Raw genomic sequence first — 14,545 nt, forward strand, 5'->3', positions numbered from 1 at the left:
ATGTTTGATGGACTAGGGCTGTTTCTGGGAGCATTAGGTGATGCTCTCATTGGCCCAAACCTATTTGTACCGGGAGAGCCGTTTTTTATCGCTGCGGGCTTTCAACTGTATTCAGGTGCATGGATGGCGTTGGTGTTTGTAATGTTAGGTGGTTTCGTTGGGGATCAACTGAGTTACTTCATTGGCTTAAAGTGGGGCAGAACAGCCCAAAAGAAGCTAATTCAATTCCGGCCAAAAACCAAAAGGCTGATCGCACGGTGTCGTTATCTCATTGCGAAAAAGGGCACATTCATCATAGTCGCGGCACGCCTTTTGGGTCCTATTGCTTGGGTTGTTCCTGTTATTGCTGGTTCTCATCGCGTTAAGTGGCGCAGTTTTACGCTGTTTTCTTCGGTAGGTTTATTGCTTGGCGGTGGTCAATTTATTGCTTGGGGTATGTTGTTAGCACATGGTGTCGAACAGTTTCCTTTATTAGGGGCGGTTAAGGTTTTCCTAAGCGAGCACCAAAGCTTGCTGATTGGCTTAGTCGCGGTGACCATTTTTGTTGTTGTGGGTAACAAATTTAAATGGCGTAAGTTGACCTTGAAAACCAGCGCGTTTTTAGTGGCTTGGCTGTGTTACGCAAATTATGCCCATTTCTTCTGGAAAGCTGATGACTTTCAAAATCAACAAACATCGGCACCGATGAACTCTGTTGACTTACAACACGTGACTTACAAAGCGTTTCCTGGGCTTTCTCCTATCTATGATGCGCAAGCGATCAATGTTGTTTATGTCGGAGAATCGCCTCGTGAACTCATGAACCAGTTGGGCTGGATAGAAAATCAAACGTTCTCTCGAAATGATATTGAGTGGTCGAATTACCTTACTCTCCTAAAAGATAAAACACCGCCTGTATCTGACTTATATTGGCGAAATCAACCACAAAATATGGCCTTTCAATTGCCTGGAAACCTGATGAAGAGAAGCCATATTCGCTGGTGGAATGCGGGGTTAGACAGAAACAGCAATCAAACAAAGTGGTTAGGAGCGATCAGTTACGACGACGGTTTAAAAGTGACACCGTATTCTGGCATTGTCACCATACTCCATAAAATAGATCCGAATGTTGATGAAGAGCGCGATCGGTTGGCGCAGCAAATTAAATCCACTTACCCAAGTATCGAACTGGTCAACTTGCCTCTCGCGAATGCTGAAGTAATGAATGATCAACATGACTACTACACAGACGGAAAGATCTTAGTTATTGGTTCAACGACATACGGTGATGATCCACAAACCTTAGATGTTGCGGTGAATGATATATAAAGTGAGGCTTTAAGATGCTCTCCACCTCACCCCCGATAAATACGAACCTTGTTTGAATATCAATCAAACAAGGTTTTGTTATTTCTGCTTGTTAAAACCGACCCTATCTTGAGTGATTCTATCGTTCTAATAGTGTCAACCTTGTCTATTCTAATTAAGGGTGAACAAGGGCGAAAGCTAAGGACAAAGTATGCAAATGAATCCGGTTGGTTGGTTTGAAATCTATGTCGACGATATGGTGAGAGCCAAATCGTTTTACGAAGCCGTGTTTAAAGTGGCGCTAGAGAAGTTAGATAATGAAACGGGCATCGATATTGAAATGTGGGTGTTTCCTAGTGATATGGACAAATACGGGGCCACAGGGGCTTTGTGTTCGATGCCTGATGTTAAGGCTGGGGGCAACAGCACTATGGTGTATTTTTCTTGTGAGGACTGTGCCACAGAAGCAAGCTTAGCGGCTGCGAATGGTGGTGTTCTACAAGTACCTAAAATGGCGATTGGGCAGCATGGCTTCATCAGCGTGGTTATTGATACCGAAGGCAATGTCATTGGTTTACATTCGATGGCTTAAATTTGCAGAGTAAAAAAGGCACAGGATCAAAAAGGAGTTTATGCGTGATGCGTAAACTCCTTATTTTTATTAAAGGTATAGCGGCTGTTCGAAAGTGGTCGTCTTAAGAGGCCTGAGATACCTTTAGAACAAGAGAGGCTTTCAAGCCGCCCATTGAGCTTTTGCTTAGCGTTAAGTTCCCGCGGTAACTGTGTGCCATTTCATTCACAATATTCAGGCCTAGACCGGTACCAGGAGTCGTTTCATCCAACCTTACGCCTCGTTTGGTCACCTGTTCGAGCTTTTCTTCAGGGATACCTTGTCCGTCGTCTTCAATAATCAACTCGACATTGCCATCGGCCAGTTCATTAGCGTGAACGCGAATAATACTGCCCGCCCACTTATAACTATTTTCGAGTAGGTTACCGACCATCTCATCTAGGTCAGTTTTTTCTACAGCGACCTCAAGTTCAGAGTCCAGCTCATTGATCATAGTGACTTCATTGGCGGCATAAACTTTATCAAACGCCATCGAGATCGCTTCAACACGTTCACAAGGCGACGACTTCACCGAAAGGATGTTCATTGCACCTGCCATACGAGCACGACCAAGGTGGTAATCTATCTGGCTTTGGATCTGCTGAATGGGTTGCTGTAACAGTTTCTTCTCGTTGTCAGGCAGCATCTCTATTTCATTTTTCATCACCGACAGCGGCGTTTTTAATGCATGAGATAGGTTACCGGCGTGGTTACGAGCGCGCTCCAGTAATTCTTGGTAATGAAAGAGTAGGGCATTGAGGTCAGATACCAATGGAGAAACTTCTTTCGGGTAGTTATCGCTTAGCCCTTGCTGTTCACCCTTTCTCAGCATTACCAACTCACGCTGCATCTTACTAAGAGGTAATAGAGACCAGCTCACTTGAATACCAATTAACATCAGAACGCCGACAAACAACAACATCAGGATCAACCATACTTGGCCTGTTAGTTCTGCCAGCGTCGACTCTAAAGGATCTTCATCAATACCGATTGTGATGGTGATAGGATCGCTGAGTGAAGGAAGGTAGATATCTTGCTCGATATAAATCAGTTTCTCTTTTTCAGGCCCTTTCACGGAAGTGTGAATAGGAGAACGCTTGATGGTGAGGTCTTTGTCCCATAGAGAGCGAGAACGAATGATTTGATCTTGAGTCGAAGCACGCCAATAAATACCGCTGTAAGGTTGGTTAAACCTAGGGTCAGAAAGGCGTTCTGCCATGATTAGGTTACCATTGTCATTGGTTTCAATATTGGCGGTGAGCTCGTCCATGGTTAGGGCAAGTTGCTGCTTCATGTCGTCGACAAGGTAATCGTTAACCAGTTTTGGTATACCAACACCGGCCGCTAATATCATCGCACCGAGCCAAAAAGCCGCAGCGAGGAGCAAGCGGCTTTTTAGACTGATGTTTTTAAGTGTTCGTTTCTTTAGGTTCATGCATTTCCAGCCTGCCTTTGCTCATCGTTATCGACTTGTATTTCGATGATCAGTACAGGCTGTCCACTTAGTGGGTGAGTGTGCTTGATTTCTCTTAGCTTAATTGACGTTTGTTGATCTAACTAAATAGAGACTTATTCAGCATTCAGTTGGTAGCCAAGGCCACGCACGGTTTTGATGATCTTAGGTGCGATTTTTTTACGAATACGACCAATAAAGACCTCAACCGTGTTTGAGTCGCGGTCGAAGTCTTGTTTGTAGATGTGCTCAACCAGCTCGGTGCGCGAGATAACCTTATTTTGGTTGTGCATGAAATACGCGACGACCTTATATTCTAGTGCCGTTAGGCTAACTGCTTGGCCCTGCCACAACACTTTTGAACTGCGAGTGTCTAAGCTTAAATCACCAATTTGAAGAACAGGTGCAGCGCTGCCGGACGCACGACGAAGTTGCGCACGAATACGGGCAATGAGCTCAACCATTTCGAATGGCTTAGTGAGGTAATCGTCAGCGCCTGCGTTTAAGCCTTCAACACGTTGGGTTAGGGTGTCACGAGCACTCAAGATAATCACTGGCGTGTTGATGTTTTCGTCTCGGATGCCTTTTAAAACGGTTAGGCCATCAAGCTTAGGTAGACCTAAGTCGAGAACAATCGCGTCCCACTCTTCTGATGTCGCGCGATAAAGAGCGTCGATACCATCTTGAGAAAGCTCTGGAACCCAGTCGGCTCCCTCAAGTGTTTCAATAATTTGTTGGCCCAAACGAGGTTCGTCTTCAACGACTAAAATTTTCATAATTGTTCTTCTTAATTTTTGTAATGACTGTTCGTCGTACTTAACTATTCGTCGTACTTAACTATTCGTCGCGCTTAATTAGTCGCCGTGTTTAATTGCGTTTTTAAAGTTGCGGCCTTCAATTTTTAGCATGTCCAGCGTCTCGGCGTTGTATTCAACTTTGATGATGTTGTTTTGGTAGTTAATTTTTAACTCATACACCCAAATATCATCGTCTTCTTCAAGTTCGACTTTAATGATTCGGCCATGAAGATCGTTTTCTACCGCGGCATACATTTCAGAGAAAGGGCGAATGTAACCTTCTCGAACCGCTTCGTAGACCTCGTCTTGGTCTTCTTCAAATTCAATGCGGGTTCCTGCTTTATGAACGTCTTGCACTAATTCATGACCATTATGATGCGAGTCAGCCCATGCGCCAGCAGAAACAAATAAGCCTAAGCTTATAGAAAACAAAGAAATCATAGCTTTACTAAACATAGCGAATCCTAGAGAAGGTTGATAGCGTTCAGTATAAAAAAGTAATTCTGAACAGAAAGTGAACCTGATTAATAATGAGAAATTGATACCTAAAAATTTGATGATGAAGAGCGCCAATACATCACGGAGACTAACCGCCAAGTGTTAAGGTAGTAATAATTAACGTTGTTGAAGTTCGTCTTCGAATATCTTGTCTCTCATTTTCCAAAAGCGCCCAACTTTACGTGCAATAACGAATTGTGGTGGCCGGAATCTATGTTGGTGAGCAACCACTTTCGATGGCGACGCTTCCTCAAAAGGTCTGTGTCTATCTGCAAGGTGAGGGCGAACAAACTGATCTTTAAAGTTCTGCTTTTGCTTCTTGGTGGTCAGTGACCAAAACTCATGGACTTGCGCTTGGTTTTCACCTCGGTAGGTGACTTTAAGTTGCGATTTGCCTTTGTCGTCCTTAAGTACATTAAGGTCCATCTCTAAACACTCAAACACCAAAGCATCTTTTAGATTGAGTGCCTCTTTTAACTTTTTGTCAGGGTCTACCAAGGTAGCGTCACACTCATGACAAATACGGGCCGCGATGTCGTTATCGGCGCCACACTCTCCGCAGTATTTGGCGCGGAAGCGATAGTTGCAGTGTTCTCTCTCACCTGTGTCTTCATCGGTAAAGTAGCCTTGGCATTTACGGCCAAAGTGTTCAAGCAAGAAGCCGTTGCTGTCTAGCTTGCCCCAGAAATTGTTATTGAAGCCGCAAGCCGGGCAGGGGATGGTAATGATTTCACTGTCTGAGTCTGGCTTAGGGTCGCCGACTTCTGGTTGGTAAAGATCATAGCTGTTACCCGCGTAATCGAGCACCAAACACTCTTTTTTGCCTGGAGACAAACGTAAGCCACGGCCAACGATTTGTTGGTACAAACTGATGGATTCTGTTGGGCGAAGAATTGCAATTAAATCCACATGAGGGGCGTCAAACCCGGTGGTTAAAACCGACACGTTGACCAAGAATTTGATTTTTCGTTCTTTGAAATCGTTGATGATTTGGTCACGCTCGAGTGTTGGCGTGTCACCAATGACAATCGCGGCTTCACCTTCGGGTAGTAAGCCTAGGATCTCTTGAGCGTGTCGAACGGTGGCTGCAAACACCATGATGCCCAGTTTGTCTTGGGCGAGGTGAATGATTTGATCGACAATCTGTGGTGTCGCTCGTTTTGATTGTTCGATCACCATATCAAGTTCGGCTTCTTTGTATCGACCCGTGCTTGCGGGTTTTAATTGTGAGAAGTCATAACTCAATACTGGCGCATCTATCATGCGAGCTGGTGTTAAGAAGCCTTCGTCGAGCAGGTAGCGAATCGGTAACTCGAAAATACAATCTCTGAAGAATCTTGGTTCTTCCGAGCGCACTTGCCCACGAGTGTGGTATTGGTAAATCCAACCCATGCCTAAGCGATAAGGGGTTGCCGTTAAGCCAAGTACCTTGATACCAGAATTATTTTCACGCAAGTGAGTGATCACTTTCTGATAGCTACTGTTCTTTTCGTCGGGTACTCGGTGGCATTCATCGATAACCAAAAGTGAAAATTGGTTAGAGAATGAATCGAGGTTGCGTACCACAGATTGAACCGACGCGAATACCACTTGTTGGTCGGTCTCTTTACGGCCTAAACCAGCGGAGAAAATAGAGCCTTTTAACCCATAACCTTCATACTTTTCATGGTTTTGTTCAACCAGCTCTTTCACGTGAGCCAGTACCAATACACGCCCTTTGGCAAGCCTTGCCAGCTCAGCGATGACCAAACTTTTCCCAGCCCCTGTTGGTAGCACGAGAACAGCCGGTGTTTGGTGTTTTCTGAAGTAGTGAATGACTGATTTTACTGAGTCTGCTTGGTATGGGCGGAGTGTATACATATCGCGTCTTGTAAAATGGAGAACAAATAGTGTGAAATAGCTCAACTAATTGAGCAAAGGTGACTATAATACCCGACTTAGATTAGTTGAGGTATTCATGCGTTTAGATAAATTTCTGTGCGATGCACTAGGCATTACTCGAAAAGAAGCAACACACTTATTAAAAACAAAGACTGTGACAGTGAATGATGTCATGCAAAAAAGCGGTTCAGTTAAAGTAACTGAGCAGTGTGTCGTGGAGTGGCAAGGTAATGAACTGAATGTTCATGGCCCACGTTACATCATGTTGTACAAGCCAGAAGGGTTTGTTTGTTCGCATGAAGATGGCTCAAATCGCACCGCATTTGAATTGCTTGATGAAATCAAAATGGACAAGCTGCACTTTGCAGGTCGTCTAGATGTTGATACTACAGGTCTTGTTCTGATTACGGATGACGGCAAATGGTCTCACCGTATTACAGCGCCAAAACACAAGTGTGAAAAAATGTACCGCGTGTGGTTGGTTGATCCAGTAGAACCAGACTACGTTGAAAAATTCAAAGAAGGCATCCAGCTGAAAAGCGAAGATGGCCTAACACTTCCTGCACACCTTGAAGTACGTGCAGAACGCGAAGTGCTACTAACAATTCACGAAGGAAAATACCACCAAGTAAAACGCATGTTTGCAGCACTTGGTAACAAGGTAGAAGCGCTACATCGTGAACGTATTGGTGAAATCGAGATGGACGAATCTTTAGAGTTAGGTGAGTACCGTTACCTGACACAAGAAGAAGTCGACTCTATCTGGAAGTAACCCTTAGCTATTAATTTATAGCGCTCTCGTTGCAAAGCCGACCAAGGATAGCGTCGGCTGATGATGTTGACTGGTACTAGGAAAGTCTCAGCCAATCTTTTGACTTGCGTGTTCACGCTGGTCCTAGTTTTATCAGTTAAACATTCGGAGAACCATGCAGACATCTACCCCACAGAGTCCAAGCTCTCAACCAGAAACCCCACAATTAGGCTTAGTGCTGTTTTTGATTCTCGGTGCAATTGGTGCACTAACGCCACTTGCTATCGATATGTACTTGCCTGCAATGCCGACCATTGCCAAAGATCTTGGTGTAACGGCGGGCGAAGTACAGATAACGCTAACAGCTTATACCGCAGGTTTTGCGTTGGGTCAGCTGCTGCATGGCCCATTAGCTGATAGCTATGGACGTAAGCCAGTACTATTGATTGGTGTGTTCTTGTTTGCGATTGCTTCTGTGGTGAGTGCGACAACTCATGGCATTGAAGCACTGACTTACGTTCGTACTGCACAAGGTTTTGCAGGCGCAGCGGCAGCTGTAATCATCCAAGCGGTTGTTCGTGACATGTTTGATCGTGAAGATTTTGCGAGAACCATGTCTTTCGTAACCTTGGTTATGACGGTTGCACCACTTATCGCACCAATGATCGGTGGTTACTTGGCATTGTGGTTTGGTTGGCGCTCAATCTTCTGGGTACTGGCTATCTTTGCTGTGATCGTAATCTTAGCTGTATCGATGAAGATCCCTGAGACGTTACCGGTAGAAAATCGACAGCCTTTGCGTTTCAAAACGACGATTCGTAACTACGCTCGTTTATGTAAGAACCCAACGGCAATGGGACTGATTTTTTCAGGTGCATTTTCATTTTCGGGAATGTTCGCATTCTTAACCGCTGGTTCGTTTGTTTACATCGACATCTATGGCGTTCGCCCAGACCTATTTGGTTACCTGTTTGGCTTGAACATCGTTGCAATGATCTTGATGACGAGCATTAATGGCCGAATTGTGAAGAAAGTCGGCTCTCACGCGATGCTTCGAGTGGGTTTAACCATTCAGCTGTTCGCTGGTTTAGGTTTGTTGGTAGGCTGGTCATTAGATATCGGCCTGTGGGGCATTGTGCCATTCGTGATGCTGTTTATCGGCACACTGTCTACCATTGGTAGTAACTCAATGGCGCTGCTACTCAGTGGGTACCCGAATATGGCTGGTACGGCATCATCACTCGCGGGCACATTAAGATTTGGTACTGGTTCTGTGGTTGGGGCAATTGTCGCAATGCTACCAAGTGATACTGCGGGACCAATGGCTATGGTGATGGCAGCATGTGCAATACTGTCAGCATTACTATATTGGACATTAGGAAAGAAGGCATAATGTCAAAATACTATATTGAAATTCAGAAGCTTGTGAACACCGCACTTGGTGAGCTTTACGCGCTACACAAGTCAGGCAAAGCGATTGACGCACCTATCGCAAACAACCTATACCTTGTTCGCTGGGTAACTAAAGCAATCAAAGCACAAGCGTATGATCGTGTTGTTGTGCCTGATTTGGTTCGCTGGCAAAAGCAGGGGCGTTCAAAGGGCAACAACTCTGATTTAACCTTTACGTTTAAGCGAATCTCAGCGTTTTACGCTCAGTTCTTCCCTGAAGGCGAAGAGCCTAAAGCACTCAAAGACAGTGACGTTGAAGCCTTTATGGACAAAATGTATGAGATGGGCTGGAGTGTATCGAGCGAAGATGAGCTAACCACGGGTGGCAAAATTCAGTTCTTTACCGATGGTGAGCACTCATTCGCGCTATGTGGTAAGCAGTGTGATGACTCTTTCGACGGTGAGTTGATGGTTAAGCCGATGAACTGGTTTGTTCGTGGTAACCACGCTGAGTTTATCCAAGCGGCGATGGAAGCAGGCTTCATGCTTCATAAAGTGACTGACTACAAGTCTGCCGTGAAGTATCACGGTGAATACATCGTATACCCTGCTAACCAAGGCAACCAATTGGCTGAGATCCCAATTAGCTTTGTTGGTTAATGGATAGATACGAGATGCGAGATTAGAGATACGAAGAGCGGAATTATCCGCTCTTTTTGTTTGCTTCTCATAGCGCCAGTCGCCACTAGAATCCCACATCTGCTTTTAATCTTTTCGTATCTCGTTACCCGAATCCCGCATCTGCTTTTAATGTTTTCGCATCCCGTTACCCGAATCCCGTATCTGCTTTTAATCTTTTCGCATCCCGTTACTCGAATCTCGTACCCGCTTTTAATCTCTTCGCATCCCGTTACTCGAATCCCGCATTTGCTTTTAATCTCTCCGCATCCCGTTACCCGGAACTCGAATCTGCTTTTAATCTTTTCGCATCTCGTTACTCGCATCTCTCATCTATTTTTTAGCTTGCTTCTCTATTGCTTTTACCATGCCTTTAAAGATAAATAGATGAGCTGGCATCATTGCGAACCAATATAGTAGCCCCAGAAAGCCTTTAGGGTGCCACCAAGCGGTAATGTTTAATTCGCGTGTGTCTCCGTTATCAGAAACCGTGATTTCCAATCGCCCTAAGCCCGGACCTTTCATCCCAAATAGCAGCGATAGGAATTGGTTCTCTTCACAGCGAATTACTTTCCATGAGTCAATTTTGTCGCCTACTTTTAGTTTTGGCCCTTCTGGCATTTGTCGCACGGGTACTCCTCCACCAAAGAGGAGATCTAACCACTCTCTTGTGCGCCATAAAGCGTTAGCGAAGAAGTAACCCTGTTTAGGGCTTCCAATCTGTTGAGCTACGTGCCAAAGCGATTCTAGTGAGGCAGTCGACGTGATACTTGCACCTGTCTTCTTCGGGTAGTAACCGTATCCCGCTTGCCAGCGTTTAAAGGCGGTTTTATCAAAGCCCCACACATTACTTTTTACGAAGTTACCCTCAGCATGAATCGCTTGTTCAACCATGCTCTCGAACGACACGAGTTTTTGCGGATATTTTTCTTGGATGGTAGTCGAGTTAGCTATGAAGTCATGCTTTAAACCCGCGAGTAATGCTCTCCCTATGTTAGAAGGGACAGAGGTCACCACGCCAAGCCAATAAGAGGCGATTTTAGGCGTGAGTAGGGAAGTCGCCCACAACCTAAGTGGACGATCGGCAGTTTTGGCGATATGCGCGAATTGATTGCGATAAGAGACGATATCTGGACCACCAACCTCAAAGGTCTGATTGTCGCTTGGGGTATCTTGTGCGAGCTTTAACAAGTAGTGATTGAGGTTTTTCAATGCGATAGGGTTAGCTTTTGAGTCGACCCATTTCGGCGCAATCATGATTGGTAGGTTGTAAACGAAGTCTCGCATTATCTCAAAGGCAGCTGAACCAGGGCCAATGATGACGCCAGCTCGAAGCTCAGTAACGGGAACCGATCCTTTTCGAAGGAGCTCACCGGTTTTCTTTCTCGCTTTAAGGTGCTCAGAATCGCCGGTTTGAGGCTGAAGTGAGCTCAGGTAGATAACGTGCTGGTTTTTAGGACCAAGTGCAGAGACAAAGTTGCGAGCAAGGTTTAACTCGTAATCAATGAAGTCGTGGCCTTCAGCCATCCCGTGGACAAGGAAGAAAATAAGATCAAAGTCGGGAACCAAAGCTTGTGTTGCCGCTTGGTCTGCCAGATCGAGATATTCGAGTGACAAATTCTCATGAGGCTCAGTTCTCGCTTTTAAGTAGTCGATGTGCCTTGCTGCTGCGGTTACTTGATAACCTTGCTCTAGCAGTTGAGGAAGTAGCTGTGAACCAACATATCCAGAAGCGCCTAAAACCAGTACTTTCTTCATCGTTACTCCATGTATTGCGTATCAAACCGTCCTTTACTCATACTACGCGAACTTTTCTGCAAAACCAATCGAGCTATAGGCAATGAAAAAGCCAATAGAAAGAATCCATTGGCTTAAGTTTATCGGTAGTATTTAGTCACTTCGATTGACGTTAGTTAGCTCTGCTGCTGAGCTTTAGGGCTAAGGTTGTTTCCTTTATATTCGCCAGTCAGCGTCTTGAGGAATGCCTTGATAGCATCCACTTCATCATCACTCATCTCGACACCAACTTGATACTTACCCATATCAAAGATCGCTTGCTCTAAGGTCTCTGCATGGCCATCGTGGAAGTAGGGTGCAGTGAGTTCAATGTTTCTAAGCGTTGGTACTTTGAACTTGTGCTTGTCGGATTCAATCGCAGTGACGTTGTACCTTCCCAAGTCTTCTGGGGTGATATCCGTTCCTCTATCTGCGAAGTAGTCCGCTTTCATACCCATGGTTTCAAAGGTTTCACCGCCCATGGCCTCACCCGTATGGCAAGTATCGCAGCTGTATTGTTTAAATAGCTTTAACCCGTGCTTTTCATGAGCGTTAATCGCATCCGAATTGCCAGTCAGGTATTGGTCGAATCGACTGTTGGGTGTTACCAAGGTTTTTTCAAACTCAGCGATCGCATGAGTGATGGTGTCACCCGTGATTTCGCCATCATAGGTTTTGTTGAATTTAGCAACCAAGTCAGGATCACGACTCAGCTTATCGATGATTTGTTGCCAACCTTCAGAGCCCATTTCGATTGGATTGAAAGGAGGACCACCGGCTTGGTCCTGCAAGTCATTCGCTCTGCCATCCCAAAACTGTAATTTGTTATACGCTGAGTTGAAAACTGTTGGCGCATTGATTCCGCCAACTTGACCATGAATACCAACAGAACCGACTAAGTTGTCGACACCGCCTGTGTCTAAGCCATGGCAAGTCGCACAAGAAACCGTGTCGTCACCGGATAGGCGAGTGTCGTGGTAGAGCGCTTTGCCTAGCTTAACTCTGTCTTCGTCCACCTCAAACTGAGTGTAGATTGGCTGAAGTGTGCCTTCTCTGCGGCTGTCATCTACCGGAGAATCTTGGTGAATGTCCGCTCTTGTTTGGCGTATCCACTTTAACAAGGTGTGCTTTTCTTCATTTGAAATCCCAGCAGACCAGTGCATCGATTGATAGATCTTAGGTGGCATCGAACCGTCGTAAAGTACCTTTTCAATACGCGCAAGTGCTACTTCGGATACTGGTTCATTATTCTGAATACCATTGAAAAGTTGAGTAATTTCAAAGTGTTTCATACCTGTTTGTATGTCGGCATTCATGAGTGGTTTTGCAATCGGCCATTCAGAGTAGAAAGGCATTTCGCTGTCGTTCGTGTGGCAATATGCACACCCTTTATCGCTGAGTACTTTCATCGCTTGGTAGTCTAAAGAGGACTTATCCAAAGATGAAAACTGCGCCAGGCTTTCAGCGGCAAGACGTTGATCGTTTTTATCAACCGTATAAACCATGCCCAGATAAGCCAAGATGCCAACACCCGCCAAACTCATTATTAGTTTTTTATTATTCATTTTAACTCCCTATTGAAACTGGGGTGGAAGTTATTGAATTAATGGCAGTTTATGAAATGACAAAAAGGAATGAATATTAATCGAATAACTAGATGGTTAAAAATTTAACGAAATAAAGCCATTTAAATCATGCGGTTAATTTGATTTGTGAAAATTGTTAACAAATTCAATAAAATAAACATCAGGACTAACTTTGATTTCCATCAATTTAGCTGTAATACAGATTAAGTTAGGCGTTTTATATATGATGCGTGTTTGATATTCATGTTTTATGGTTTGTTTGATAAACGATTCGATTTTCAAGTCGGGAGTGGCACGTTTATTTTGCTTAGGTTTGATGAGTGAAACGGCCAAAGACGTTATACGGAATTTTATGCATTCAGTATGATTTATGTATGGTTGAATTTCGAACATTGATATACTGAAAGAATATTCCTTTTGCCTTCAATACGTTCCGTTCAGGTGTGCCTATGCTGCTCTCTTCAATTATCCATCATACACGCGGCGATTTTGTTCGCAGGCTGATTGCCATTGCTTTGCCAATCACCTTGCAGAGCATTATGTTTTCAAGCCGAGGCTTGGTGGATGTGCTGATGTTAGGCCAACTTGGGGAAGCTGATATTGCGGCGGTTGGTGTCGCAAGCCGTGCGATGTTTGTGACGACTATTATGCTGGTGGGTGTGACCACTGGTGGTGCTCTACTTACTGCTCAGTATTGGGGAGCCGGTGATAGGCAAGGGGTAAGGGAAAGTACCGCATTAACCTGGTTGGTTTCGACCTTGTTTGCTCTTCTGACTATTGTCTTCTTTGTCTCTTTCCCTGCTCAAATCATGGGTGTGACGACTGATTCTCAAGAAGTGATCAGTTTAGGTGTTGAATACATCGTCATTACCTCTTTTAGTATGTTGGCGGTGTCGTGCGTTAGCAGCATGGCCGTTGGCTTACGAGCGATGCACAAACCTGGGCTAAGTACCTTCTTCAGTGGTATCGGTATCTTGTCCAACGTGTTTTTAAACTGGGTGCTGATCTTCGGTAACCTAGGGTTTCCCGCACTAGGTATCAAAGGTGCCGCGATAGCCACAGTATTAAGTGGCGCTATTGAGGTTGCGACCTTGTTTGGGTATCTCTATTTCTCTAGACACTTACTCGCTTTCAAGTTCAGTGACATAAAAGCTGCGGCAACAGTAGATAAAGTCGTTCGCTTCTTGAAACTGTCTCTGCCGACAACCTTTAATTTCTTAGCTTGGGCTGGTGGCTTGTTTGCTTATCACGCCATCATGGGTCAGTCAGGCGTGCAAGGCTTGGCGGCTTTATCGGTGATGACGCCTGTTGAGTCGATCTCATTGAGTTTATTGATAGGTATGTCGAATGCAGCTGCAGTGTTAGTGGGGAACCAGCTCGGCGCTAAAAACAATGAAGTGGTTTATTACCAAGCGCTTGGCATTACTATCTTGTGTTTCTTAACCAGTATTGTAGTCGCGATTTTCCTCTACTTTGTACAAACGCCAATCTTGAATGCCTTTAGTGCTTTAACGGAAGAAACGCGTGCACTCTCTGAGAAGTTTATTTTAATACTCAGCGTCGGCATTGTTATCCGCTCTATTCCGATGACTGTAATTGTTGGCGTATTGAGAGCGGGCGGTGATGTTAAGTTCTGTCTGTATCAAGATTTGATTGCACAGTGGGTGATTGGTATTCCATTGGCTGCTATCGCGGCTATCTACCTCAAGTTTCCACCTGAGTGGGTGTATTTACTTTTCCTTACTGAAGAGGTGATTAAGTGGAGTGGGTCGCTCTATCGCATGAAAACAAGAAAATGGATTAAAAACTTGATAGGAAGTTGAAGTAGGGCGCATC

Annotated in this window: 12 protein-coding genes; 6 read left to right on the forward strand and 6 right to left on the reverse strand. The window is 44.8% G+C overall.

Going from position 1 to position 14,545, the window contains the following annotated elements; translation table 11 throughout:
- Nucleotides 1-1,308: an LssY C-terminal domain-containing protein gene (locus tag F0251_RS01865; protein ID WP_171730182.1), complete on the forward strand. Its 1,308-nt coding sequence runs from the start codon at nucleotides 1-3 to the stop codon at nucleotides 1,306-1,308.
- A gap of 190 nt (nucleotides 1,309-1,498) precedes the next feature.
- Nucleotides 1,499-1,879, forward strand: a complete 381-nt coding sequence (locus tag F0251_RS01870; protein WP_061031669.1) for a VOC family protein — start codon at nucleotides 1,499-1,501, stop codon at nucleotides 1,877-1,879.
- A 103-nt stretch (nucleotides 1,880-1,982) separates the two neighbouring features.
- Here F0251_RS01870 and F0251_RS01875 read toward each other — a convergent pair whose 3' ends face one another.
- The 4 genes from F0251_RS01875 to F0251_RS01890 form a co-directional block, all read right to left on the reverse strand.
- A complete protein-coding gene (locus F0251_RS01875; protein ID WP_061031668.1) occupies nucleotides 1,983-3,332 on the reverse strand; it encodes an ATP-binding protein in 1,350 nt (449 codons plus the stop codon).
- Nucleotides 3,333-3,466: 134 nt separating this feature from the next.
- Nucleotides 3,467-4,126, reverse strand: coding sequence for a response regulator transcription factor (locus tag F0251_RS01880; protein WP_004741316.1), 660 nt, complete (start codon nucleotides 4,124-4,126; stop codon nucleotides 3,467-3,469).
- Nucleotides 4,127-4,204: 78 nt separating this feature from the next.
- On the reverse strand, nucleotides 4,205-4,603 hold the full coding sequence (locus tag F0251_RS01885; protein WP_061031667.1) for a PepSY domain-containing protein: 399 nt from the start codon (nucleotides 4,601-4,603) through the stop codon (nucleotides 4,205-4,207).
- A 159-nt stretch (nucleotides 4,604-4,762) separates the two neighbouring features.
- Nucleotides 4,763-6,505 carry a DEAD/DEAH box helicase gene (locus F0251_RS01890; RefSeq protein ID WP_004741314.1) on the reverse strand — a complete coding sequence of 581 codons (1,743 nt, stop codon included), beginning with the start codon at nucleotides 6,503-6,505 and terminating at the stop codon, nucleotides 4,763-4,765.
- A 97-nt stretch (nucleotides 6,506-6,602) separates the two neighbouring features.
- Here F0251_RS01890 and rsuA point away from each other — a divergent pair, with 97 nt between their 5' ends.
- From rsuA to F0251_RS01905, 3 genes are all read left to right on the forward strand, one after another.
- Nucleotides 6,603-7,298 (forward strand): 16S rRNA pseudouridine(516) synthase RsuA, encoded by a 696-nt coding sequence (gene rsuA, locus F0251_RS01895; RefSeq protein ID WP_008222807.1) that lies wholly within the window; start codon nucleotides 6,603-6,605, stop codon nucleotides 7,296-7,298.
- Nucleotides 7,299-7,452: 154 nt separating this feature from the next.
- Nucleotides 7,453-8,670, forward strand: coding sequence for a Bcr/CflA family multidrug efflux MFS transporter (locus F0251_RS01900; protein WP_008222808.1), 1,218 nt, complete (start codon nucleotides 7,453-7,455; stop codon nucleotides 8,668-8,670).
- Nucleotides 8,670-9,329: a DUF2913 family protein gene (locus F0251_RS01905; protein WP_008222810.1), complete on the forward strand. Its 660-nt coding sequence runs from the start codon at nucleotides 8,670-8,672 to the stop codon at nucleotides 9,327-9,329. Before F0251_RS01900 ends, F0251_RS01905 begins: the two co-directional genes overlap by 1 nt.
- A 351-nt stretch (nucleotides 9,330-9,680) precedes the next feature.
- Here F0251_RS01905 and F0251_RS01910 read toward each other — a convergent pair whose 3' ends face one another.
- On the reverse strand, nucleotides 9,681-11,105 hold the full coding sequence (locus tag F0251_RS01910; RefSeq protein WP_171730183.1) for a DUF2867 domain-containing protein: 1,425 nt from the start codon (nucleotides 11,103-11,105) through the stop codon (nucleotides 9,681-9,683).
- Nucleotides 11,106-11,260: 155 nt separating this feature from the next.
- Nucleotides 11,261-12,688, reverse strand: coding sequence for a cytochrome c peroxidase (locus F0251_RS01915; RefSeq protein WP_171730184.1), 1,428 nt, complete (start codon nucleotides 12,686-12,688; stop codon nucleotides 11,261-11,263).
- 470 nt (nucleotides 12,689-13,158) lie between these two features.
- On the opposite strand from F0251_RS01915, the gene F0251_RS01920 reads away from it, so the two are divergent.
- Nucleotides 13,159-14,532 (forward strand): MATE family efflux transporter, encoded by a 1,374-nt coding sequence (locus F0251_RS01920; RefSeq protein ID WP_105059326.1) that lies wholly within the window; start codon nucleotides 13,159-13,161, stop codon nucleotides 14,530-14,532.
- Nucleotides 14,533-14,545 lie beyond the last annotated feature (13 nt).

The organism is Vibrio sp. 070316B (assembly GCF_013114115.1).
GTDB classification, from domain to species: domain Bacteria; phylum Pseudomonadota; class Gammaproteobacteria; order Enterobacterales; family Vibrionaceae; genus Vibrio; species Vibrio chagasii_B.